We start from the raw sequence: 23,333 nt of genomic DNA on the forward strand, positions 1-23,333 counted from the left end.
GCTACTTCTCCCACGCGTCCAGGGCGGCACCAAAGGCGGCGAACGCCTCGGCCCATGAGCCGTAGAGGCCGCCGCTGTGCAGCGTCTCGAAGTTGCCGTAATCGGCCACCATGGGGTGAATCAGGCCGCTCACGTCCTTGACGATGTGCAGGCCGCCCCACAGGTTGCCCTTGTACTGCCAGGTGGCGACGTTGGCCTTGAACTCGTCGGAGAGGTCGGCGGGCTCCGGCCATCTCCCGTCGCCGGCAATGGCGTCCCTCGCGTCGTGGATCAGGCTCGCCGCGCGGTCTCCCTCGGGGATGCCCTCCAGGACGGTGGCCAGGGCGCCCAGCTGCGCCCACGCTCTGTCGATGGCGGTGCCATCCTGCGGCGGCTCGTCATGGTTGAGGGCATCGCGCAGGGCGATGGAAGCCGCGCCATAGCCTGCCGTTTTGGTATCGCGGATCACCGCGCCACGCTCCAGGATGCGCCATTCGTACCAACCATTGGCTGGATCGCCGTAGACCTCGATGGTGCCCTCAGTGAACGGGCGGTCGATGCGGTGGATGACTTCAGGCATGGTCGTTCTCCTCCAGGTCGCGGGGGTCGAGCTGCTGGGCGATCTCGCCCAGCGTCTCAGCGGTGCCGCTGGTGATGTTGGCGGCCTTGTTGAATGCCACCCGCTCCCGGGCGCGCATCTCGGGGCCATCATGCCGCGCCCACATGTCCAGCTGGGCGCGCTGCGTGGCGACGGCCAGGGCGATGCGCCGCAGCTCCTCGGCCTGACGCAGGCGCCACAGCTCCAGCGTCTCCGTCGCGGCCATCAGCTCCTGGACGGATTCGGCCAGGGTATCGGCTTCCAGCGTCTCGCCCTTCGCCTGGAGGCGGCTGCCCTCCTTGGCCACGGCGCTGCCGGCGCTCCTCACGCGGCGAGCCAACGCCTTGATGTCAGACATGGTCAGTCTCCTTCTGTGCACGGGTAGCGACTTTCCGCAGGGCGCACCACGCCGCGCGGTCGTGGGCCAGGTGGAGGGCGTCCACCAGCTCCATGGCATCGGCGGCCAGGATCTGGGCGGCCTGGGCGAAGCCGGCAAGGTCATGGCCCTCCAGTTCGCGGGATTCGGCGGCGAACGTGGCGGAGAACATCAGCGCTTGCACGGCGGACAGGCGGCGGGACGCCTCCTGGTGCAGGGATTCGGGGCCGGCGGCCTCGTCCACCAGCAGCGCAGCGGCCCCGGCATGGTGGGTATCGGCCAGGGGCCGCAGGCGGGGCAGGTCGTCGCGGTTCATTGGGCCACCTCCTGACGGGCCAGGCGGGCAGCCAGGGCCATGACAGCGACGGTCACGGGCTCGTGGCGGAAGGGCTCCAGGATCTCCAGCAGCCGGGCCAGCTGGGCGCGATTCAGGGCGCCGATTGCGCTAGAATGGGGGTGTGTCATCGGGGCATTCCTCTCATTTGCCATTTCTGGCGTTGGGCTGGCGTTAAAGTGCTTCCGGTGATGCCATGGCCTCGGACGGCTGCAACCGTCGCGGGGCCGTTTCACGTCAGGGCTTCCGGTCTGGCAGGTGCGTCCTGACGTACTCCTCCAGCGCCTCACGGATCAAGTCCGCCTTGCGCAGGTCTTCGCCGGTGGACTGCCGGCGATGCCGGGCAATCTCCTCCAGGGCGTCAATTACCGGCTTGTCGACTCTCGCGGCGACGGTGACTCGCTGTGACACTGGGGAATCCTCTAGCTGCGTTGTTTGCGTGCTTGCATGCAAACATAGCACGCCACACGGGGGCGTCAAGCCCTCTTCCCGATTCGATGCCCCGGTGATACATTCGGTGGTGCACCTATCGCCGCTGGCGGTCCGGGGTAACTGGCCCCGGTTAGCAACAAACAGTATTCGCCTGCCCCTGTGACCACCCCCGGTCCTTGCGGCACAGCCCTCGGGCTTACTGCATCTCGCGTCCAGCGCTTCGGCGCTGGTCGTTTCTTCTCCCGCCACGCCTCCCTCGGGCGTGCCTGGACCCTCCGCCCTGCCCTGGTGCGGATGAATCGCCGCGCGCTCACTGCAACCGGCCATGCATGATCCACGGGGCTCTCCGTGGCACCGCGCTTCGCGGTGACTCCTCCAGCCCAACCGGGCTCACTGACTGACGGTGTCGCATGCTGCTGACGCTGCGTGTCTGGGCGCTTGTGCCCAGCGCTTCGCAGGCTGTCTACCGCCGACGCTATGCGCACCCGTGCCAGCATGCCGCCCAGCGCATGCGACGCCGTCATCCCGCGTCTCTGTAGCGACAGCACAGAGACGCGGGGCCTCAGGCCCCGCGACCGCCGCTGCCATGCGGCCTCCCGGGCTCCTCCGTCGGACGAAAGCCGACGAAACCACTCAACGGCGCAACGCCGTGACCCTCAAGACGACGCCTCAGCGTCGTGACGTGACCGCGATCCCGGGCGCCCTCTCCAGGGCGGGCCTCGTGCCTACGCCGGAGCCGGTGGCAACGCCACCAGCATGCGCAGCCCCGCGCCATAGCACCCGCATGGGACGCCGTCACCCTTTGCCAAAGCCAGTCCGCAGTCCGCCGCCTGCGTTGCGAAAGCGGCACCCCCACGGTTTGCGCCCGCCGTCACAGAGGCGCGTATCACTTACCGAATCGACGGGGCATGGGGGCTACACCATCCGCAGCACGAGGAGCCAGGCATGGCCAAGGGCAACAACTACGGGCTCAGGACCCGGGATATGGGCAAGGCGGGCCAGTTCGCGGCGAACGCGGCGGCCCGGGAGGGCAGCATGGCGTATGCCTCCGCCGCCGCCGTGGGGGACCGCTGGCAGGCGTTCGCGGACTATGCCAAGGGAGAGGGCGTCCGGCGCCTGGAAGGCGTCACAGGGCAGCTGGTGGCGTCCTACGCGCAGGACATCGCGGCCAGGGTCAGGGCGGAGGAGCTGTCGCCGGCCTATGGCCAGAATCTGGTGAGCGCCGTCAACACGGTGATGACGCTCGCCACCCGGGGCGCGTGGACCAGCGTGAGCCCCACGAGGGACGGCGGGATAGCCGCCCGGGTCAACGTGCGCACAGAGGCCCCCGGCGGGCTCGACAGGGCCACGGTGGCGAGCGTGGCGGACCAGCTGCGCGGCGGGGGCAATGCCCACGGCGCGGCGGTGGTGGAGCTGGCCCGGGATTTCGGGCTCAGGGGCAAGGAAGCCAGCCTGCTCGATGCCGGGCGGGCGCTCCAGGAGGGCCAGGAGCGGGGCGCGGTGACGATCTCCGCCGGCACGAAGGGCGGGCGCGTCCGGGAGGTGCCGATAACCCACCCCGGCCAGCTGGCGACGCTGGCCAGGGCCGCCGCTGTGCAGGGTCAGGCGCGCAGCCTGGTGCCCGCCGCCCAGACATGGGCGCAATGGCGGGCTGGTGGGCTCAGGGAGGCGCGGGAAGCGCTCCAGGGGCAGGGCATCGGCAGGCTTCACGATCTCCGGGCCGCCTACGCGGTGGACCGCTACCGGCAGGAGACGGGCCACCTCCCTCGGATGATGGGCGGCCAGGCCAGCCGGACAGCGGATCGGGCGGCCCGCCTGGTGGTGGCCCACGAGCTGGGCCATTCACGGATTGCCATCACCGTCTCCTACCTGGGGTCGATGCGATGATCCCGCGCGACATTCGCCACGCGCTCCACCAGCACGGCGCCAAGGGCGGCAAGACGGCCAGACGCCGGCAGCTGAAGCGGGTGGAGGAGTTCGTGGCCTGGTGCGGCTGCGATCCCCGGCAGACAGGCCGGGGCCATGTGCATCGGTACTTCGCGGCCAAGGGCTACGCGCCCACCACGGCCCGCGACCACTGGTACGCCATCCGGCTGCTGTGGCGGGTGATGGGCCGCCCTGGTGAGCCGCCAAGGCCGGAGAGCTGATATGGCTTCCGCTCACTCGCGACAGCCCTCCGGGCTCTATTATCTGATATGGCTTTGACTCAAGCCCGACTGAGCCAGCGGCTGATGGTTTTCTGAGGAACGCCGGTCACGCTCTCGATCTCCCGCTGCGTCCTGCCTTCCTGGGCAAGCTCCAGGACCAGCGGCAACAGCGCCTCCCGGCGCTTGGCCCCCTTGCGGGCGCCGCGCGCGGACTGAGCGGCGGAGAAGCCTGCCGGGCTCATGTGCTGGTGGGTCCACTTCGCCACGCTCACGGAGGTGTGGCGCACCTCATTCGCGGGCAGCGGCTCGGGGAACTGGGCGTTGTAGCCCCGGGCGCGCTGGTGGACCGCTTCCAGCCATCGGCGGTAGTCGGGCCAGCCCTGCCGGATGGCCCGGTAAGCCCAGCGCCGCAGCGACTCGAACAGGTTGCAGTTTCTTCCCAGCCCGTAGTCCGGCAGGCGGCGGCGGCGGTCGCTGTAGGCGCTCAGGTCCAGCCAGCTGTCCAGGTCGCCCAGCTCGTAGAGCCGCGGCTCCCAGCTGGCCACCCTCCAGGCGTCGGAGCGCAGCGGGTTCTTGCATATCAGGCCGGAGTAGCCCGGATCTGCCTCCAGTACCTCCCTCAGCGCGCAATCCACGGCGGCCAGGTAGCGTAACGGGCCAGATTTCGCGTCAGGCGCCGTGCGGACGGCCACCTGGAGGCCGTACAGGAGGTGGGCGTGGCCGTTGGCAGGGTTGGTGGCCACGATCGACGGCGGGGGCGCGTTGCGGTCGCTCCAGTCCAGGGCGGCGCCGGAGCGGTCCACGTCATAGACCAGCCAGTAACGATGAGTCGGGCCGTTGGGCTGGATGTAGCGCGATGCCTCCGCCTGGTGGCGGTAGGCGATGCGCAGCCCCTCGGACAGCTCGTCTGTGTGGTAGGGCGCCCGGGGCAGCCGGTCGCGGAAGAGGTCGAATGTTGTACCCGGCTGCTCTTGGCAGGCCGGCCAGGGGTGGGCCATAATCTCCTCACGCGTTTCGCACGTGGCGCCCTCATCCCGTCTATCCGCCAAGATCTCCGGGGTGGGGGCGTTGTCTTTTCCGCCTCAGGCGGTCCGGTTGTTGTTGTAACCCTCCGGCGCCGCTGGCGTCCAGCGTCACACGCCTTCCCGCTTCACACTCTGCACCGTCGACGGGCTCACGCCTGCGATCTCGGCTGCGCGGCGAATGCTGAAACCGGCCTCCAGGAGCGCCGCCACCCGCTGCCGTTTCTCCCGGTTGCGCGGCTTGCCCTGGTACTTGCCGGCCTCCCTCGCCTTGGCGATCCCTTGCGCCTGCCGGCGCCGCCTATCCTCGTAATCCTTGCGTGCCACGGCGGCCAGGGTGTCCAGGAGCATGCCGTTGACCGCGTCCAGGACCCGGGCGGTGAACTCGTCACCCTCGGGCGCCTTGAGCGCCGCATGGCTGGACGGCAGGTCCAGCGACACCACCCGCAAGCCCTTGGCGTCGATCTCGGACCGCAGGCGCTTCCAGTCCGACGCCGGCATGCGTGACAGCCGGTCAACGGCCTCCACCAGCAGCACGTCCCCGGGTAGGGCATCGGCCAGCAGCCGCCGCAGCTCCGGGCGGTCGGCATGGGCGCCGCTGGCGTTCTCGGCATAGCGGGCGGCAATCGGCTTGCCATGCTCCTGGGCGAAGCGCTCCAGGTCAGCGGCGGCGCGCTGGGCATCTTGCTCCAGTGTGGAGGCGCGGAGGTAGGCGCGGATCAGCATGCGGGGCACCTGTGCGGTTTAGGGTTGCGTCCCGACAGTGTACCGATTCAAGGGCGATTCCGGGCCACATTTGCCCCCTGAGACGCAGGGTGCAGGCGTGCCGCCTGGGGTGTACCTCGTTGACACGGTTATTTTTTGGGGGTACAATTATTACCCATAACAAGGAGAACCCTATGGCCCCAAACTGTGAGATTGAATATGACGTAGAGAAGCGCGACATCACCCTGAAAAACAGGGGGTTGGACTTTGAAGACGCACCACGGGTATTCGCTGGCCGCACGTTGTCCAAGGTCGATGACAGGCAAGACTACGGCGAAGAGCGAATCATCACGGCCGGCAAGCTCGACGATCGGTACGTGATGCTGGTGTGGACCTGGCGCGATGAAAAGCGCCGGATTATATCGATGAGGTATGCCAATGATCGCGAAAGACGGGAAATCAGCAGAGACTTGGATTGACCCGGACGATGCACCGGAAATCGATGCCAAGTGGGTGAAGGATGCGTACATCTACGAGGGCGACAAGCTGGTCAAACGTGGCCGTGGTCGGCCGCCGCTGCCGGAGTCGGCCAAGAAGGTGCCGGTCAAGATCCGGTATGACCAGGACATCGTAGAGGCGTTTCGGGCGACTGGCCCCGGCTGGCAGACCCGAATGAACAAGGCGCTTCGCCAGTTCCTCGCAGAGCACAACATCCGAGAGCTCAACGGCCGATGAGGTCATCTATGCACCCGTTACCGCTGTAGCCCCGCCTGACCTTCAGGCGGGGTTTTTCTTTGCCCGGCTGAGGCGAGCCCGGCAGCGAACCCCCTCCAGCCAGGGAAAGGCGTCTCGATACCCCATCCCCTCCCGTGTTCCGACTTTGTTCCGACCTGTTCCGACATTGTTCCGACAAAAAAAGGCCCCCTGTCGGAACAGATTTAGGCTCGTATCTATATGATATGTATGTGTTTATAGGCTACTACTGTATATATAACCCCCTTTGTTCCGACTGTTCCGACACAAACTAGAGCGGTCGCGCGAGAAGACCAGCGGCTCCGCTCCAGAACTCCGGGAGACTTACACGAACCTCTGATTTTTTGTCGGAACAGTCGGAATGTCGGAACAAGGCACCGCGAGAGGCTCTAGCATGCGGGTTTATCTGTTCCGACATTGGCGAATTCTTGTCGGAACAAGTCGGAACAAAAGTCGGAACAGCCTTCCCTGCCCGCCCTTCCCTGGCCGATTCGGCTAGGCTGCCGCCTCCACCTAAAGGCACACACGGGCTTCCACGGGCACGAAATAGGCCCGCCAAGGGGTGGTTTGCCCCCTGGCTGTGCCGAATCGGCATTTGGGTGCTCCCGGGGCCGCTCCCGGGGTGCGCAAAAGTGCATGAATCTGCAAAATTTCTTGCACCGCTGTGACTGCCACGCAGCCCAGCAACGGCGCGGGTTGGCGGGCGGTGCAAGGGTGCCGAAAAAATGACAGGTTTAGAGCGCGGGCGGGGCGGGGTGACGATTGCGCGCCGTGGGTCGCCAGGGGGTAGGGTGGGGGTCAGGCCGTCCAGCGGGGCGCCTCTCGCCTCGATGCGCTGTCGCCGCGACCAATCGCCCACGAAAAAGCCGCGCTTGTTGCGCGGCTTCTCTGGGCGATATGGAGGGTGTCAGGCGGCCTGCTCCTCCATCTGGGCGACTAGCTCCCGCCGACGCCGCGCGACAGCCAGGCCGCTGCCCAGCTCTCTGCGATCGGCCTCGCAGGAAAGCGGCTCGATTGGCTTCAGGATCTCGTTCGCGCCTTCGAGCGCATCGCCTTCCACGTCAGGAATGTGCTGGGCAACGATCTCGCCGATGGCGGCCATCTGCTCTTTGCGCACCTTGTCCATGACTTCCCGGCGCTGGGCGTCGCCAAGCCAGGGCGCGACTGCCGACGCCACCCGGGGGGAGGTGATCGTACTCACGTCCACCCCGTGGGTGGCCATGTATACCGTGTCGCTGAAGACGTTCTCCTTGATCTCCTCGAGGAGGGCGGGCAGCTGTCGCAGGAAGGGGGCGGCCTCCTCGCCCTGGAAGAGCGCCGCCGCCCGCTCATGGAGCTGGTCGAACCCTGCCGCCTCCCGGGCCTTCTTGAGCCGTTCTTCATAGGTCACGCGGGCACCATAGGTGTCGATCCTCAGCAGCTCCACGGCTGGCTCCTGGGCGGCCACCATGCTTTCGACTACCCGAATCTGGCGCTCCTTGCGAATCGCCATCTCCTGGAGGCTGATGGTCTCCTCGGTCTCGTGGCCCTTGGCCGCGCGAATCGCCTCCTCGGCCTGCCGCTGGGCGGCCTGGGCTTGCTGCCGGTGGCTGGCCAGCGTGGATCGAAGCGCCTTCAGCTCGCCGTGCTCCTTCTCCAGAGCTTGGCGCTTCTCCAGGTACTCGGTCCGGGCTGGCTCCAGTCGCTCCAGGGCGGCATCGGTGCTGAACATCGGTTTCGGTGCGTACTTCGTGGTCATGGTCGTGCTCCTGGTAGTGGTCATGCTGCCTGCTCGATGGCGGTTTGCAGTCTTTCGGTGTCGATCACGTAGAAGCGCCCCGTTCCGCCAGCGGGAAGCCGGTAACGCTTGGTCATGTTGCGGCCGTCGCCGGCCACGCGAAGGATGTCGAACTCGACAAGGGCCTGGACGATGCGTTTCAGGCTGAAGCCGGGCGCCGCCTCAGCGAGGGCCTTGCTGTGGAGGAGGGCCAGCCGGTTCGTCTCGCCGCTATCACCCGGGACAAACTCGTAGTAGCCGGCCCGGTTGCGAACGTCCGCGATCCCGGCGGAGCGAATGTCGCTCATGCGGCTGTCGCCGTGGACCTGGAGGAAGTCCTGGAGGCCAGTCAGGATCTGGCGATCCTCGGCGCCCATGCGGCCAAATGAGGCCAGCCACTCGCCATAGAGCCGCCGGCAGGAGGCCAGCCCGGTACCGGCCTGCCAGGGCAGCAGCCCCCAGCCGATGGCCACCTCGACGGCCAGGGCAATCGCGGTGAAGCGGTCCGCCACGCGCCCCGCCTGGGGGTGGTGGTCCGGGAACTCGGCCCGGATGGCGTCGCGCCGCGCCTTCAGACCCTCGTGGTCGCCCTCCTGGACCAGTCGCTGGACGAATGCCCGCCCAAGGTGGCCATGGTGCTCGTGGAGCCTGTCGCCCAGCCGCTTGTGGAAGGTGGCGCCGTCCATGCCGTGGGTATCGTCGAACGCCTTGAAGGCGCGGCGCCCCGCGTCTACGTCCACCATGCGAAGCTCCGCGCCCGCGTGGGCGGTGTCGCCGGCAATGGCGGCATGCTCTGCCAGGGAGCGCTCGCCGCTGGAGAGGGTCAGCACACGCCAGGTCAGGCGGGCGCGGCTCTCGCGCTCCCGGGTCATGGTGGAGCGCCCCACCCCGTTGGCCAGGCTGTAGGCCATCTCCTGGACCCGCTTGGCGTTGGCCCGCTTGATCTCGTCCAGGATCAGCACGGTGTCGTTACGGCTGGCCGCGTCGATCTCCAGGCCGCCCGGGGTCACGTCCCACGAGCCCGCGAAGCGCTCGGGAGCGCTCCACACGCTGGCGGCCAGCAGCTGAGCCAGCGACTTGCCGGAGCTGGAGTCGCCCACCAGGTGGATGCCGCCGCCCTGGATGTTCAGCGGACGCAGCAGCGGAATCAGCAGGATACGTCACCCTCTCGACTTCCCTCCATACACAAGACTTGAGCTTAACTCTTCGGAGTCGCGCCCGATGCATGAAGAGTATTTCCGTGTCACCAGCTGCCAACACAACGGCTATAAATACGCGATCTTCACGGGCATTCCCCTTAAAGCCGACAGTTACAAAATCAACTCGGGCAAATACATCGTTAGCATCCGATGCGAAAACCAGTCCCTGCCTATCAAGCCGTCTGTTGGTCAGCAATGGCGGGTGCGTGGCGTAAGGACGCTGGAGACCGTTCAAGCAGGCGATTATAAGCTTCAGCAGCATTTGTATGATGCCCCAGCTGAGATGGAGTGCATGCTGCCGGAAACGGGCGAGGCGCTGATCCGCTTCATTGCCAATGAAAAGGAGTTCACCGGTATCGGTGAGGCTAAAGCACGAGCCCTCTGGGACGCTTTTGGCAGTGAACTGCACCCCATGCTCCAGTTCGAGACCTCAGAGCACAGAGGCCGCCTCAGGGAGGTTCTCAGCGAGGTTTCGGTAACCGCGCTATACAACGGGTACGCCAAGTACAAAAACCTCGCGCATGCCAACTGGTTGGCCTCTCTGGGAGTGCCGCTGCGCATTCAGCAACGCATCCTGAAATACCACGATAATCGTACCGTTGAGATACTCAAGAGCAATCCTTACGCATTGCTCGGATTCGGGATGTCTTTTGCCGATATCGATACCATTGCTGAACAGATGGGTATGGAGAAATCGGCACCGATGCGGCTCGCAGCTGCTTTAGAAAGCGCGATACGAAAAGAGGTAGAAAAGGGGCACACCTACGCCACTCATCAGGCGCTCAGGCCCGAGATGATCAAACTGCTAGGCGATAAAACTCTGGTTGCAGAGGCATTCGCCAGCGGTTATCGCAACGGCCAGTTCATTCTCAGGCCAGAGACCGGCACCTACCATCCCACCGCCCAAATCATGATGGAGTCGGTCGTTGCCAAGCGGCTCAAGGCCCTGGCCGCCAACAAGGATGAAGATGAATCCGTTTTCAAGGCGCTCACCGAGGCCGTTCAGGAGTTGCCCTACGACCTGACCGAGCAGCAGGTGCAAGCGGTCGAGTCGAGTCTTACCAATGCGGCGTCCTGCATCACGGGTGGTGCCGGTACGGGCAAGACCACGGTGCTTCGAACCGTGCTCAAAGCCTATGCTGCGCTGGGCTATAAGGTTCATGCCGTCGCTCTGTCAGGGCGAGCAGCCATGCGGCTGCACGAGAGCATCGGATTCGTCACCATGACGATTGCTCGCCTGTTACGGGAAGAGCCGATCTCGCCGTCATTAGATGAGCCGAAGCATCTCCTGGTCATCGACGAAGCCAGTATGATCGACCTCCCGACCATGTATCGGATCGTTACTCACCTCGATCCTTCAGTACGTATCATCCTGACAGGCGACCCGAACCAGCTGCCAGCCATCGGATGTGGCAAAGTCCTCTCAGACATTGTCGAATCCGGTGCAATCGCTACGGTTGAGTTGAACATCGTCAAACGCCAAGAAGGCTCGACGGGCATCCCGGAATACTCGGCCACCATCAATCGGGGTGAGATTCCTCCTTCGTTATCGGTTGGCGCAATCACGTTCCACGAGACGCCTCCGCAGCAGGTGGTCGATAAGTGCAAATCCTTGTACGCGGAGTCGCCCTATAACACCCAGATCATCGGAGCCACCAAGGTTCTCGTTGGCGAGGTGAACCGTGAGTGCCAAAAGCTGATCAATCCCGATGGGGAGCGCTTGCAGTTTAGGCTGCATGGCGATGACTTCTTCCTCGATATGAGAGTGGGCGACCCGATCCTCTTCACCAGAAACAACTACAACATCGGCATTCAGAATGGGTCACTTGGCATCTTATCCTCAACAGAGCGCGACACTCAGGATGGCCAGGAAACATTTGGTATCGTGACCCTGGATACCGGAGAGGCCATTTCAATTACGGATGAAGTCTTCGATTGCATGGAGCTTGGTTACGGAATCACGCTCCATAAGGCTCAGGGAAGCCAGTTCCCGAGAATCATCGTGGCAGTCCAGAAGGGTCGCATCTCAGACCGTGCGTGGCTTTACACGGCGATTACCCGTGCCGAGGCAGAGATTCACATTGTCGGGCGAGCTAGTGACTTTGCGTCCATCGTAAAGTCGGCAAGCAATGCGACAAGGCGGGCGAGCTTCTTAAGGGAGTTGCTGGATGAGAGGGATTCGGGGGTTAGTCCTTAACGGCACGCCCCCTCATCGCCGGTCGCGGCCATCGGGACCTCTCCCTGTACCGCAACTTCATCTTAAACGATCATCGCTGGTCGTCAAATACCTCGAAATCAGCTCATAAACAAAAGCGAACATTCGCGGCGATCAAAGTTTGAGCTCAGTTTGTACCGGTCGGAACTCTTTCTCAGTATCGGGGGCTTGCCGCAGACGTCCTTCAAACTTGCACTATCAGACCGTCAGCTGCCCAAGCGAGATTACTTTCCAGTTTGCAATTATTTTTAATTCGCCAAAGATCCAGTTCGTGACTTAGGTGAGTTAACCAACTTTTCTGGGGCCTGACATTGTCTATGATATCTAAGGCAAGGTTATAGTCATTATGATTGGCGGGAGAGTGAACCTTTGGGGGATAGCTGCAATCTAACGCCATGCTAAAAGGTCCCCAAGACTTGAGGAAGTGCATACTGTTTTCTGGCAGACCGACCGTATCGGTCAGGTAGGCAAACCGGTGCCCGGAAGCAGTTTCGATGGCGTAGCCGTAGGTGATTTTCGAGTGATTCAGCGGCAAAGGCGTGATTTTCAGATCACCGATTTCGAATGGCCTGAAGGCTTCAAGGTGCTGAAAATCCAATATGCCGGAGTTTTTATACAGATCGGCACAGCCGTCGGGATCAGGCGGGCAGAACACCGGAAGGCGTGCCCCTTTGCCCCATCTCAGATGAAAAAGCCCCTGAACGTGATCTGCATGAAAATGGGTAAGAACAATGGCATTCATGCTGCCCGCAGGGAACCGGTCGTGAATGTCCATCAGGCCGGCGTCGAGTAACAACCGCACCTGATCCGTTTCAACCAGTGCCGAGCAGGGTCGGCGCCGGTATTCCGGTTGCTGCCGGGCGCGAACACAGGCCGCACATTCACAGCCGTAACGTGGCACGCCGCCGGCACCGGCGGTGCCTGTGAAGGTTATCTGCATAAGGCGGTGTCTCTGACCGGTTGGCGGATTGTTTCGATAAACGCCCGTGATGCTTCACTCAAAGCGCCATCATTATTGATCACTATGCAGTGTTCAGTTGGCGGCTGGATCTGCTGATGCCGCCGCAGGCGGGCCTCGATTTCTGCGGCCGATTCCCTGCCGCGCTTTTGCAATCGTTGGCGCAGTACCGAAGGCGACACCTCGATCAACACCGGAACCAGCCCCGGATAACGAACAAAGGCTTGGCCAAGCCACTGCCTTGAGCCGTTCACCACAACGGTGTTGCCGTTTCTCAGCCAGGTATTGATCTCCACACCAATACCATAGTCGTGCCCGTTACCCGACCATTGCATGGCAAAAAGACCCTGCTGCGCCCGGGTATTGAACGCATCCCGGCTCATCGGCAGGTGGTTTTCCCCATCCGGGTCAGCCGGGCGGGTAATGCAGCGCCGGGCAAAACGGATATCCGGATGCTCGGCCAGGGCCTTGGCCGCCGCTTTGATCAGGGTGTCCTTGCCACTGCCGGAGGCACCAATGACGTATATCAGTCGCCCTTTCATACCTCAGCCCTCCTTACCCCATGAAAATCGGTATTGGTGGGTGCCATGCGCCGGGCCGCAATAATGGCCATCAACCCAACGGCCAGAATAACGCCGGCGCCAACAATAACCGTGTTGTATCCGGCAAGTTCGGAAACCAGCGCCGCTGCGATGGGCCCCAGCGCAAACCCCATCATGAAAGGAATGGCCAGCATCCCGAAAACTGCACCAAAGCTCTGCCGCCCCAGTAATTCCGCCGTCATCACCGGCCGTACAATGCTGGCCACACCGTATCCGGCGCCGTGGAAAGCTACGAACACGAAAGCCATCCAGATATTGAGCCGGGTTGCCAGCAGGGCGGCCGTCGCGATGATCATCAGCGTGTAGCAGGCAATCGCAACGCCGAAGGTACTGACCCGTCCCGCGGTTAGCATCATGAACACCCGGCCCACCACCTGCATGGGGCCAATCATCGACACCACAACCACTGCAAGCCATACCGACAAACCGCTCTCCTGAAGAATGAATAACAGGTGGGTCAGAATGGCACCATGGGCCAGCCCGATGGCACAGAAGGCCGTGCCAAGCATCCAGAAGGTGGGTTGTGCCATGATTTTCCCTGAGGTTCCCGGCTTTACGGGCTCCAGCGTTTCGGTAAAGGGGCGAAGGCAACCCAGGCCGAAAATGGCAAAAGGTACACTGACAAACAGCACCACTGCCGCGAATATTCTGACCGCGGCCTGCCAGCCAAAGGCTTCTGCCATCAGGTGCGCGGCAGGAAACGCCAGGGTACCGGCAAAGCCGCCAAGCAGCGTCACCACGGTAATCACCTGCCGTGCCTGGCTGCCAATGACCCGTGTGATCACCGTGAAACAGGCCTCATAAAGGCTCGCCGACATAGCCAGGCCGATTCCCGCCCAGATCAGGTAGAAGTGCCAGACCTCGCTGACTGCCGGTAAGGCCACCAGCAGCAAGGCACCCAGCACCATGCCCCCTGCCAGAACGGCGCGGCCATAGCCGCGATCAATCAGGGAACCGGCCAGGGGTGCCGCTATGGCGGAAACCACCAGCGCCAGCGTAAACGCCCCGGACAATTCCGATTTTGACCAGCCCAGCGCCGCCTGCCAGGTCGGCAGCAGCGCCGGGAAGCTGTAATAAAGCGAAGCCCAGGTCAGTGTTTGCGCAATGGCCAGCGGAAACGCCGCCCGCTGAAGCCCGGTCAGCATGGTTCCGGCATCACCGGCGCAGGTGCCTGTAGCCTGATAGTCTGGTCTGCCAGGCGCTGAACCAGCTCCGGGTGATGGAATATCGCCAGTATGCCAACGCCTTCCTGCTTGATTGTCTCAATCAGCTCAGCCACGCTCTGTGTCGTGCCGGGATCCAGACTGGACGTTGGTTCATCCAGTAGCAGCAATCTTGGCCGGGCAACCAACCCCCGCGCCAGATTGATTCGCTGCTTTTCCCCGCCGGAAAAGGTCGCTGGCGGCAGTCCCCACAAGCGCTCTGGCACCTGCAGCTGTGCCAGCAGGTCACGCCCGCGCCTCTGGGCCTCCTGGTGGCTGACGCCCCTTGCCAGCAATGGCTCTATGGTGATGTCGAGCGCGCTTTTGCGGGGCAGGCAATGCAGAAACTGGGTCACGAAGCCTATGTCCCGGCGCCGTAACTGCAATATCCGGTATTCGGACGCCTGCGCCAGGTCGGTGACTTTGTCCTCCTGATCCCGATACAGAATGCGCCCGGAGCTTGGCAGGTAAGTGCGGAAAATGCATTTGAGGACGGAGGACTTGCCTGAACCGGTCGGCCCTGTCAGTGCCGTCAGCTGGCCCGGATAAACCGTCACTTTGACGGCGCTGCAGGATGGAATCAGCTTCTGCTGTTCGTGCAGCTGGAAATGTTTGCTGAGGCCATCAATATCAAGAAGAGGCTTCATAAAAAGACGTTCCTTAAAGGGCAGACGCCACTAACCGTTGGGTGTAGGCGTGCTGGGGGTCTTCCAGTACCTGATCGGTCAGGCCGCTTTCGATCACCTGTCCGTACTTCATCACCAGGGTTCGTCCTGCCAGCAGCCGTATAACACCCAGGTCGTGGGTGACCACAATCATCGCGGTATTCAGCTCATGCTGGATTTCCAGAATCAGGTCCAGAATGCGGGCCTGCACGGACAGGTCCAGCCCGGTCGTCACTTCATCCAGCAACAGCAACGGCGGGCGGGTTGCCAGGGCTTTGGCGATCTGAACACGCTGTTGCATACCGCCGGAAAACCGGCGGGGGGATTCATCCATCCGCTCGCCCAGCACCTCGGTGCGCGTCAGCAGATCCCGGGCGCGCTGGCGGATGCTGGCGTAGTTCGCCACGTCACTCATCAGCAAGCGTTCAGCAATATTACCGCCGGCGGACACGTTGAAATTAAGGCCAAGGTTGGGGTTCTGGTACACCATGCCGAACCGGTGGTTGCGCAGCCAGCGCTGACGGGCAGCGTTCAGGGAAAACAGATCCAGCTGCTGGTCGCCATCAAAAAAACGGGCTTCACCGGCACTGGGTTCGGCGTCGAAAAACAGGGTTTTGACCACCGTGGACTTGCCGCTGCCGGATTCGCCCACAATACCCAGGATTTCACCCTGATGAAGGTCGAGGCTAACATCCTGGGCGGCCACCACCGATCCACAGCTGGCACATACATTGGTTTCCGCCTCGGCACCGGTGTTTTCGAAACATAGCGGGCAACCCGGGCCATGAGTTCTGCTCAGCCCCCGTACTTCCAGTATTTTTTTCATGGTCTGGCCTCTTCGCACTCTGCATTCTGCAGCTGGGCACACCGATCATTACAGTAGCCGGTATCGGAGCACTGCCAGTGGCGCGACCCGTCAGGGTGGATAATTTCATCCAGATAGGAGGTCACGCTGGTGCAACGATCACACTGGCGCCGCTCGCCCTTCGAGTCCAGGAAGGCCTCGGTGCGGAAGGCAACGTCTTCAAAGGCCAGCGGAACCGCATCGGTAAACGGTGGTACCGCATAAATTTTGCGTTCCCGCCCGGCACCTAGAAGGATAAGCGCGGCAGACTGGTGCATTTTCGGCACATCGAAACGGGGAATAGGGCTGGAATCAATCACATAGTGGCCATTCAGGCGGGTTGGGTAGCGGTTGGATATGGCAATTTCGTCAAACTGGACAATGTCTTCGTACAGCCTGGTCAGAAGTGGCGCATAGTCACCCTCGCCGTGCATGATTTTCCGGCGCGCCTCGGACGGCTCCACAATGGTCAGTGGGTCCGGTGTTGGCACCTGCAGCACCAGTATCTGGTCGGCGGTCAGCTTATCTTCCGGTATCCGGTGACGGGACTGGATGATATTTGCCTCGGCCGCCCGTTCGGTGGTGTTGGCACCCGGGCAGGTCAGTTCTACAAACTGCCTCAGGTTAACGGCGTTCACGGAATCATCGGCGCCCTGGTCAATCACTTTCAGGGTGTCACCGGCGCCGAGCAATGACAGGGTCAGTTGCAGGCCACCGGTGCCAAACCCCCGCCCCATGGGCATTTCCCGCGAGGCATAGGGTGTCTGGTAGCCGGGAATCGAAATGGCTTTCAGAATGTTTCGGCGGATTTCACGCTTGGCGAATTCATCCAGGAAGGCAAAGTTGTAGTTCACATTATCAACAGGCAGCTCGTAACCCGGGTTCATGATTCCGCTCCCTGTGCTGCTTTTGTGTGCGCCGGATCTTTTTCCTGGGTGGTTCGCAGGCGGTCCACTTCCGACTGGAATGTCACGTAATGAGGCATTTTGTAGTGGTTGGCAAAGCCCATCGAATCCACCCCATCTACATGCAACAGCACAAATTCAGGGTCTTCCGAGGGGCAGTCAGCGCCGTCCTGCATACCCTTCTGTAACGCCCGGTCGAGAATGGCCATGGCAATGGCTTTTACTTCGTTGTGGCCGAAACAGGCGCCATAGCCCAGCGAAAACAACGGCGGCGCACCGGATTCAGCGCCCTCCTGGGTCGCCACCACTTCGCACTCTGTCATCAGGACTTCCCCGGCTTCAGTGGGCTCGCTGGTTATCGGATGCGGCAGCATCACCGGTACGTAACCTACCCGCAGTTCTGCGATGGTGGGGTGCACATTGCCGTACCCGCGCACGTTGGAATAGGCCAGCGCCAGCAAGGATCCGGTTTCCGCCCGTGCCATGGTGGCCAGCGCCGCCGATCGCGGAACCGGGAAAACCAGTGGCTCCCGGGTGATATCGAAAGGGCTATCCGGCCTTTCCGGTTGCGGGGGCAACAGGCCCTCTTCCCGCAGCGCGTCAACCACTTTCGGGAAACTGTCGGGAAGGTCGCTGTGGGGCGCATCCTTGATGAACCGACGCGAAACTTGACGAAAGGTTTCCGGCGACTCATCGGCAAGATCCAGCCTGAGCAGCCGCAAGGCATAGTCCATGGTTGGCCCCAACATCTGCCCACCGGGAATATCCTTGAAGGCACTGGATATGCGCCGGATCAGCCGCATTCCGGAGGTGGACTGGGTAGGGGTTTCCATCAGCCGGGGCCTGGTGGAGCGGTAGGCCCGCAGTGCAAAAGCCGCCTCAAGGGTGTCACCCTGCATCTGCTTGATGGCCAGGGCTGCAAGCCGCGGGTGGTAAAGACCACCTTCGGAGACCACCCGGGATGTGAGCAGGCGCAGTTGATGTTCAATGGAAGCCAACGGCAGGGAAGAACCACCCTCACCCTCGGCTGTGCGCAGGCTTTCTACGGCAGTGTGGGCGCCGGCAATGGCTTTTCCACCGCCTTTAATCGCAACATAACCCATCAGTTCGCCCCCGTATCTTCAATCAGTGTGGTGCGGGGCAGCGCCAGGCAATGCTGTTGATCCGTGAGAATCAGATCAACGCCCAGGGGAAAGCCGCTGCACCAGTTGTTTCGTGCGTTGAGCCAGGACCCATCCAGGCCGCCAATCCTGATGCGCCGGGATTGCCTGATACCGGGGCCTGAAAGCTGCCAGCAAGGACCGTCCACCAGGGAATTCACAACCACCACCACAGTGGCACCGGTCTCCGGCGATTCCAGGCTGCCCAGCTGTGGCGCAAAATCAGGCTCAAGGTCACCCCGGACAATCACATAACCGGCCCGTTCCGGGTCAGTCAGGTGTGCATTAAGGCGGGTTCTGGTGAGGTCACTCAACAGCTGATGAGGGTCTGCAAGCGTGGTTTCCGCGTCTACCAGCGTCGCCAGTATGGCCACCGCACTGTCTGTGTCCGCCAGCCAGACTGATTCACCGGGGTAGCTGAAGGCTTTCAACAAATTCCGGAACAGCGCCTGTTGCGTGCCTGGGTGCCAGAACCGCAGGAGATCCGGCCCCGCCGGTTGCGTTTGCGACTGTGCCGCAGCAGATGGTTCAGGCATGGTCGTCCTCCTCGTAATGGCCCAGCGACGAGAAATTCACCCGGGTGGTTTCCAGCAACGCCTTACGCTCTTTGGCCTGTGCTGCGAGACGATTCTGGCCCTTTTGCAACAACGGTATGAGGGTCTCGTGCCCCGGCAGTTGATTGGCCAGCACCCCGTCCAGCACCGCAATGGCCCTGGCAAGGCTGGCGCGGTCGTCCATTAACTGGGCGGCACCTTCATACCAGGTTTGGTCTGCGGCAAGCATTCGAACCCTCGCCGTGGCCAGGGGTATTTCACCCGGGAAATACAGTTCGCCCAGTGCGCCGTCGCGGATTTTCATCAGACCCAGCCCGGACTGTGGCAGTTGCACGTCTTCAATCCGGAAGGCCTGTTCGAACTGCTCTGCGGCCGTCCTGACTTCCCGGGCATCCACTGCAAGCAGGCACCGCGGCCATTGGTGGCGAGGCGCCGGGATCGGCTGCCCCGCTGTTTCTGGCCCTGCCATCACACCGCTACCCCACCAGCCTCGACGGCTTGCGGCTGCTTTTGCCACTGGCCCTCGCGCTGATAAACCGGGGTTCCCCCTACAAACGTTGCCTGCAACGACAGCGGCGAACCATCCAGTTCACTGAGCAACAACAGGTCGGCGTCATAACCCGATGCGATTTGGCCTTTCCGGTCACCCATACCGGCAGCCCGGGCCGGGTTTTCACTGACCATTTTCCAGGCATCCGCCAGCGGCAGCAGGTTGTGCCGGGCTGTTACAAACGGCGCGGTAAACAGGCTGGGATAGTGATAATCACTGCACAGGATGTCTACCAGGCCCTCGGCAATGGCATCCCGCACGCTGATCGCGCCAACATGGGAGCCGCCCCGAACCAGATTGGGTGCGCCCATCAATACTGAAATGCCGGACTTGCGGCTTTCCAGGGCGGTTTGTGCGTCCATCGGGAACTCTGCAATCGCAGTACCCAGCTGGACGTTGCGGGCAACGTCTTCCAGGCCGTGATCGTCGTGGGACGAAAGGCTGACACCGGATGCCAGCGCCAGGCTGGCGAGCGCGCGGGTCTGTTCCTCGCCCAGTTCCCGGCGGCCCTGCAGGCTGCTGAGAAATTCCTGGGTGGCATCGTCGTCCATGGTCACCCGGCGCTGCAGGCCGGCAAGATACCGTTTTACGGCGCGTTCATTATCAAGTTCCGGCAGATGGTCGTTCAGCGACAGCATGTGAACGCGCCCATTGCGGAGCCAATCGGTTAATTCGTCGTGGCCTTCGGTATTCACTTTTTCATGGCGGATGTGCACTTTGGCCTGGCAGCTGAACCTGGGCATCAATTCTTCCAGCGCCAGCAACAATTTGCGCACGGTTTCCCGGCTGCGGGGGCCGGGTTCGAACCCGTCAGTGATGCTGTAATAGAAAGTGGTGATGCCATTGGCAACCAGGCTGGCATCGTTGGCGGCCAGTGCCAGCTCAAGCGGAAACAAGGTGCCGGCCCTGGGCGTGATATGGCGCTCGAAAGCATCACCATGCAGGTCAATAATCCCGGGCAGCAAATAGCCGCCGCCGGCATCAATAACCTGGCTGTTACCCTGCACAACGTCTTGCCCAAGGGCGGTAATAACGCCATCAGTCACCTGCAGGCAGGTGTCATTTTTCCAGCCGTCAGATAAAAGCAGGTGCACATTGCTGATCACCAGAGTGTTGCGAGAGTCCGGGCCTGTCTGTGTGGAATTGTTCATACTGTTTACGTCCTATCGAATTTGGGTCAGCAGCCGTTCGCGCATGCGAGAGGAAAAATGCTCGACCAGATAAACCAGAATAAAGATTGAGAAAATGATGAAAGCGGCCTGATCATAGCGGAACATTTCCATGGAAACGGCAAGTTCAGCGCCAATGCCGCCAGCACCCACCAGCCCGAGCACAACCGATGAACGAGCGGCTTTTTCAAGAGAAAACAGCCCGGTGTTGATCATGCTGGGCAGGGCGCCAGGTATTTGTACCACCGCGATACGGTCCAGAGGCCTGGAACCGATGGAATCCAGTGCCTCCGACGGGCCGGGATCAACTTCTTCGAAAGCCTCGGCAAAGAACCGGCCGCAGAAGCCGATGGTGTCTACGATGATGGTCAGTGTGCCGGCAAACGGGCCAAGGCCAACTGACACCACAAAAAACAGAGCCCATGCCAGATCCGGCACCGTGCGTACGAAGCTGATGATTGAGCGGGTGACATAACGCACCAGCGGGTGAGGTGAGGTATTCCGCGCCGCCAGCAGCGCCATGGGCACACTCAGAATCACGCCAATGACGGTGCCCACCAGGGCCATCTGAAAGGTAACCAGTATTGCCTCGAAGATGGGCTGGGCCCGGTCTGTGGCCGGCGGGAACATTTCCCCGACAATGGTTCCCATATTCGGCAGGCCCTGTATGAGGCTCTGCAGGGACATACCAGCACCGGCCAGCGACCAAAGAAAGAACCCGAGAAACAGCGCAAAAAGGCCACTGCTCAGCCAGGATGGCCTTTGAAAACGCCCCCTTAACACGGGTGATGCAGGATGAATCTGACTTGGCTCAGGCATAGAATTCTCTCAGGCTGGCGGTGCTCTCTGAGTGGCTGGGGCTGTCCAGCTGCAGTTCCGATGAGCGCAGTCCCAGAATGCGATCGGCATAGTGCAGGGCATGCTCAACGTGGTGGGAAACGAAAAACACCGTCAAATTGCGTGACCGCGACAAACGGGCAAACAACTCCATCACCAGCTCGCCGGATTGCGGATCCAGGCTAGCAGTGGGTTCATCGGCGAACAGAATGCTGGGTTCCTGCATCAACGCCCGCGCAATGGCCACCCGTTGTGACTGGCCACCGGAAAGCTGGTCGCAACGCTGGTAAGCAAAGTCCGCCAGCCCTACCTGTTCCAGGCAGTCCATGGCCCTTTGCCGGTCTTCCTGGCGAGCCAGGCTCTGTGCCCAGTTGCGGGGCCCGGAACAATGGGCAAGATTGCCATGCAACACGTTGGTCAGGGCGGACAGCCGTGGCACCAGGCAGTGCTTCTGGAACACAAAACCGACCCGGTTACGGGCTTTTTTCAGGGCCCGGCCCGATTTGCCGGACAAATCCTCACCAGACAGGCTGACCTTTCCGCTATCCGGTTCAATCAGCCGGACACAACAGCGGAGCAATGTGCTTTTACCAGCCCCGTTGGCACCGATCAGGGCAACCGACTGGCCTTCATTGATGCTGAAACTCACATCACGAAACACCGCTTTGTCGGTACCCTTGAAGTGCTTCGACAGACCTTCAACCTGGAGGGAGTCGGATACCATGGAGGGTGCAATAAATTGGGATTGCACCAAGGGTTGGGCGACGGGATTCATAACAGGTGTCCTTTGAATCGAAATATCTGAAACAAAAACAGCGGTGCCGGCTGACGACCCCGCGAGTTCGGGTTAGGGGCGATCAGTCGCCAACAAAATCAGAGTATTCCGGGTAGCCAATGGTGGCGTACATGGACCGTACGTAGTTGTAGTCGCTGTCCTTGATGTTGCTGATAAAGCGCATGCCGGTGTATTTGTCCACGTCAGTGCCGCCGCCGTTCACGATGGAATTAATCAGCTCATCAGAATGGTTCACGAAACCGTCACGCAGGCGGCTGATCATCTCGTCGCTAACGTGACTGCCAGCCATCAGCAGATCATTGGGAAGGTCCGGGCCGCGGGCAATTACCCGGAAAGCGCCAGGCTGGTGACCGCCATTTTCCATTTCTTGGGTACGAAGGCGGCGGAACTCTGTATGGTTCATGCCAACCGCAGCGACATCTCCGCGCTTAAGCGATTCCCAAAGCACCGGAACCTTGGTGTGCACAAGTTCCAGATCTTCCATGGGAGAAATACCAGCATCGGCCAGGGCCTGAATGGGGCCAAGGTGACGGGAGGTAGACCCGACACTGCCCATGGCAACACGTTTCCCAACAAGATCCCTGACATTAGTAATGCCTGAGTCCGCCATGGTGACAATAACCGAGAAGTAGTCAGGACGCGAGAAGCCCACAACTACTTTCGCATCCGCACGTTTCTGCATGACGACATATTCAGCGGGGCCAGTGAGAACAAAATCGACCTGCTTGAAGCGAAGCGCTTCTACCGCCGCCGTCCGATTGGTAACTGGGGTAAATTCAATGTCATAGCCGGTGACTTCAGAGAGTTTGTCACGAAAGGCGCCGAATTCGCGCTGTAGTTCTTCCAATCCGACTAGGTCGGTGACTGCCAAACGGACGGTTTCGGCGTTAGCAGCAGGAATGACAAACGAGAGTGATAGCAGAACAGAGCTTGCGAGTAGCTTTAAACTTTTAAACATCAGGTTGTGCCTCCAGAACTGGGAATTTTGAAGGCCTAAAGTTAACGATGTCATGTGACATTCAGGCGAAGAATGCATGAACAGCTAATGACATTCTTGTTAAGAGTTATTGTCAAATCCTGTGTACGGCAAGTCAGGCGGCAGTCCTGTCTGACTGATCGGTCATGCGCTATTCCTGGGGATCATGCTGAGTTCAGTGATCTTGCTGTTCGTTGGTAACGCAGCAATTCGCTACTTTTCGCTGATTGCTGATATTCCCAAGGCGATTCTTTTTCCGATCGTGCTGATGTTCTGTGTGTATGGGGCATATGCGGTCAATAATGATACCTTCGATGTGTGGTTGATGCTGGCCTTTGGACTGCTCGGCTATGTGTTCAATCGTACCGGGATACCAGCAGCCCCTTTCTTGATTGGCTTTATCCTGGGTCCGATGTTCGAAGATAACCTGCGGCGCTCACTGCTGATTGGCTCCAATGACCTGTCGATCTTTGTGCGCGGTCCGATCACTTGGTTCTTTATTGCCCTAACGGTTGGCTCCATTTCACTGGCCATCTATCGCTTCATTACGGCACGGAAAGAACCGAAACGCAGCGTGGATGAATCCAGTACATAAGATC

General features: G+C 61.5%; 28 protein-coding genes. 6 read left to right on the forward strand and 22 right to left on the reverse strand.

From position 1 onward, the window contains the following. Position 1 precedes the first annotated feature (1 nt). The 5 genes from D1793_RS17945 to D1793_RS19575 all read right to left on the reverse strand — a co-directional run bounded on the left by D1793_RS17945 (position 2) and on the right by D1793_RS19575 (position 1,698). Positions 2-559, reverse strand: a complete 558-nt coding sequence (locus D1793_RS17945; RefSeq protein ID WP_119023348.1) for a hypothetical protein — start codon at positions 557-559, stop codon at positions 2-4. After that, a complete protein-coding gene (locus D1793_RS17950; RefSeq protein ID WP_119023349.1) occupies positions 552-935 on the reverse strand; it encodes a hypothetical protein in 384 nt (127 codons plus the stop codon). Before D1793_RS17950 ends, D1793_RS17945 begins: the two co-directional genes overlap by 8 nt. Then, complete coding sequence (locus D1793_RS17955) at positions 928-1,269, reverse strand: hypothetical protein (RefSeq protein WP_119023350.1); 342 nt, start codon at positions 1,267-1,269, stop codon at positions 928-930. The genes D1793_RS17950 and D1793_RS17955 overlap by 8 nt, the downstream gene beginning before the upstream one ends. Then, positions 1,266-1,418 (reverse strand): hypothetical protein, encoded by a 153-nt coding sequence (locus tag D1793_RS19570; protein WP_162900021.1) that lies wholly within the window; start codon positions 1,416-1,418, stop codon positions 1,266-1,268. The genes D1793_RS17955 and D1793_RS19570 overlap by 4 nt, the downstream gene beginning before the upstream one ends. 106 nt (positions 1,419-1,524) lie before the next feature. Then, positions 1,525-1,698, reverse strand: a complete 174-nt coding sequence (locus D1793_RS19575) for a hypothetical protein (RefSeq protein WP_162900022.1) — start codon at positions 1,696-1,698, stop codon at positions 1,525-1,527. A gap of 966 nt (positions 1,699-2,664) precedes the next feature. Here D1793_RS19575 and D1793_RS17960 point away from each other — a divergent pair. Both D1793_RS17960 and D1793_RS17965 read left to right on the forward strand, forming a co-directional pair. After that, positions 2,665-3,606 carry an integrase domain-containing protein gene (locus D1793_RS17960; RefSeq protein ID WP_119023351.1) on the forward strand — a complete coding sequence of 314 codons (942 nt, stop codon included), beginning with the start codon at positions 2,665-2,667 and terminating at the stop codon, positions 3,604-3,606. Beyond that, positions 3,603-3,866 carry a hypothetical protein gene (locus tag D1793_RS17965; protein ID WP_119023352.1) on the forward strand — a complete coding sequence of 88 codons (264 nt, stop codon included), beginning with the start codon at positions 3,603-3,605 and terminating at the stop codon, positions 3,864-3,866. Before D1793_RS17960 ends, D1793_RS17965 begins: the two co-directional genes overlap by 4 nt. 59 nt (positions 3,867-3,925) lie before the next feature. Here the strand turns inward: D1793_RS17965 and D1793_RS17970 are convergent, their stop codons facing one another. Then, positions 3,926-4,864, reverse strand: a complete 939-nt coding sequence (locus tag D1793_RS17970; protein ID WP_119023353.1) for a replication initiation protein — start codon at positions 4,862-4,864, stop codon at positions 3,926-3,928. Positions 4,865-4,999: 135 nt separating this feature from the next. Further along, positions 5,000-5,614, reverse strand: a complete 615-nt coding sequence (locus tag D1793_RS17975; RefSeq protein WP_119023354.1) for a recombinase family protein — start codon at positions 5,612-5,614, stop codon at positions 5,000-5,002. Positions 5,615-5,787: 173 nt separating this feature from the next. Here D1793_RS17975 and D1793_RS17980 point away from each other — a divergent pair, with 173 nt between their 5' ends. Continuing rightward, on the forward strand, positions 5,788-6,072 hold the full coding sequence (locus D1793_RS17980; protein WP_119023355.1) for a BrnT family toxin: 285 nt from the start codon (positions 5,788-5,790) through the stop codon (positions 6,070-6,072). Continuing rightward, the gene (locus tag D1793_RS17985; protein ID WP_119023356.1) at positions 6,032-6,328 is read left to right on the forward strand and encodes a BrnA antitoxin family protein; all 297 of its coding nucleotides are present in this window, start codon (positions 6,032-6,034) and stop codon (positions 6,326-6,328) included. The genes D1793_RS17980 and D1793_RS17985 overlap by 41 nt, the downstream gene beginning before the upstream one ends. 925 nt (positions 6,329-7,253) lie before the next feature. On the opposite strand, the gene D1793_RS17990 is transcribed toward D1793_RS17985, so the two are convergent. Beyond that, positions 7,254-8,084: a hypothetical protein gene (locus D1793_RS17990; protein ID WP_162900023.1), complete on the reverse strand. Its 831-nt coding sequence runs from the start codon at positions 8,082-8,084 to the stop codon at positions 7,254-7,256. A gap of 20 nt (positions 8,085-8,104) precedes the next feature. Continuing rightward, on the reverse strand, positions 8,105-9,259 hold the full coding sequence (locus tag D1793_RS17995; RefSeq protein WP_119023358.1) for a DUF927 domain-containing protein: 1,155 nt from the start codon (positions 9,257-9,259) through the stop codon (positions 8,105-8,107). A gap of 64 nt (positions 9,260-9,323) precedes the next feature. On the opposite strand from D1793_RS17995, the gene D1793_RS18000 reads away from it, so the two are divergent. After that, complete coding sequence (locus D1793_RS18000) at positions 9,324-11,498, forward strand: AAA family ATPase (RefSeq protein WP_119023359.1); 2,175 nt, start codon at positions 9,324-9,326, stop codon at positions 11,496-11,498. 202 nt (positions 11,499-11,700) lie between these two features. Here the strand turns inward: D1793_RS18000 and phnP are convergent, their stop codons facing one another. The 13 genes from phnP to D1793_RS18065 form a co-directional block, all read right to left on the reverse strand. Then, positions 11,701-12,456, reverse strand: coding sequence for a phosphonate metabolism protein PhnP (phnP, locus tag D1793_RS18005; RefSeq protein WP_119023360.1), 756 nt, complete (start codon positions 12,454-12,456; stop codon positions 11,701-11,703). Beyond that, positions 12,447-13,016 carry a phosphonate metabolism protein/1,5-bisphosphokinase (PRPP-forming) PhnN gene (phnN, locus tag D1793_RS18010; RefSeq protein ID WP_119023361.1) on the reverse strand — a complete coding sequence of 190 codons (570 nt, stop codon included), beginning with the start codon at positions 13,014-13,016 and terminating at the stop codon, positions 12,447-12,449. Before phnN ends, phnP begins: the two co-directional genes overlap by 10 nt. Beyond that, complete coding sequence (locus D1793_RS18015; RefSeq protein WP_119023362.1) at positions 13,013-14,221, reverse strand: MFS transporter; 1,209 nt, start codon at positions 14,219-14,221, stop codon at positions 13,013-13,015. The genes phnN and D1793_RS18015 overlap by 4 nt, the downstream gene beginning before the upstream one ends. Next, on the reverse strand, positions 14,215-14,925 hold the full coding sequence (gene phnL, locus D1793_RS18020; RefSeq protein WP_119023363.1) for a phosphonate C-P lyase system protein PhnL: 711 nt from the start codon (positions 14,923-14,925) through the stop codon (positions 14,215-14,217). The genes D1793_RS18015 and phnL overlap by 7 nt, the downstream gene beginning before the upstream one ends. A gap of 13 nt (positions 14,926-14,938) precedes the next feature. Further along, positions 14,939-15,769 carry an ATP-binding cassette domain-containing protein gene (locus tag D1793_RS18025; protein WP_119023364.1) on the reverse strand — a complete coding sequence of 277 codons (831 nt, stop codon included), beginning with the start codon at positions 15,767-15,769 and terminating at the stop codon, positions 14,939-14,941. Next, positions 15,766-16,674, reverse strand: coding sequence for an alpha-D-ribose 1-methylphosphonate 5-phosphate C-P-lyase PhnJ (locus D1793_RS18030; protein WP_011785756.1), 909 nt, complete (start codon positions 16,672-16,674; stop codon positions 15,766-15,768). Before D1793_RS18030 ends, D1793_RS18025 begins: the two co-directional genes overlap by 4 nt. Further along, positions 16,671-17,795, reverse strand: coding sequence for a carbon-phosphorus lyase complex subunit PhnI (locus D1793_RS18035; RefSeq protein WP_119023365.1), 1,125 nt, complete (start codon positions 17,793-17,795; stop codon positions 16,671-16,673). Before D1793_RS18035 ends, D1793_RS18030 begins: the two co-directional genes overlap by 4 nt. After that, complete coding sequence (gene phnH / locus D1793_RS18040) at positions 17,795-18,388, reverse strand: phosphonate C-P lyase system protein PhnH (protein ID WP_011785754.1); 594 nt, start codon at positions 18,386-18,388, stop codon at positions 17,795-17,797. Before phnH ends, D1793_RS18035 begins: the two co-directional genes overlap by 1 nt. Then, positions 18,381-18,875 carry a phosphonate C-P lyase system protein PhnG gene (phnG, locus tag D1793_RS18045; protein WP_011785753.1) on the reverse strand — a complete coding sequence of 165 codons (495 nt, stop codon included), beginning with the start codon at positions 18,873-18,875 and terminating at the stop codon, positions 18,381-18,383. Before phnG ends, phnH begins: the two co-directional genes overlap by 8 nt. Then, complete coding sequence (locus D1793_RS18050) at positions 18,875-20,107, reverse strand: alpha-D-ribose 1-methylphosphonate 5-triphosphate diphosphatase (RefSeq protein ID WP_011785752.1); 1,233 nt, start codon at positions 20,105-20,107, stop codon at positions 18,875-18,877. Before D1793_RS18050 ends, phnG begins: the two co-directional genes overlap by 1 nt. A 12-nt stretch (positions 20,108-20,119) precedes the next feature. Then, positions 20,120-20,944, reverse strand: coding sequence for a phosphonate ABC transporter, permease protein PhnE (gene phnE, locus D1793_RS18055; RefSeq protein WP_011785751.1), 825 nt, complete (start codon positions 20,942-20,944; stop codon positions 20,120-20,122). After that, a complete protein-coding gene (locus D1793_RS18060) occupies positions 20,937-21,737 on the reverse strand; it encodes a phosphonate ABC transporter ATP-binding protein (protein ID WP_011785750.1) in 801 nt (266 codons plus the stop codon). The genes phnE and D1793_RS18060 overlap by 8 nt, the downstream gene beginning before the upstream one ends. Positions 21,738-21,819: 82 nt before the next feature. After that, a complete protein-coding gene (locus D1793_RS18065; protein WP_205527572.1) occupies positions 21,820-22,770 on the reverse strand; it encodes a phosphate/phosphite/phosphonate ABC transporter substrate-binding protein in 951 nt (316 codons plus the stop codon). 121 nt (positions 22,771-22,891) lie between these two features. Here D1793_RS18065 and D1793_RS18070 point away from each other — a divergent pair, with 121 nt between their 5' ends. Beyond that, on the forward strand, positions 22,892-23,329 hold the full coding sequence (locus D1793_RS18070; protein WP_276111016.1) for a tripartite tricarboxylate transporter permease: 438 nt from the start codon (positions 22,892-22,894) through the stop codon (positions 23,327-23,329). Positions 23,330-23,333 lie beyond the last annotated feature (4 nt).

It is taken from the genome of Halomonas sp. JS92-SW72 (genome assembly GCF_003547075.1).
Classification (GTDB): domain Bacteria; phylum Pseudomonadota; class Gammaproteobacteria; order Pseudomonadales; family Halomonadaceae; genus Halomonas; species Halomonas alkalicola.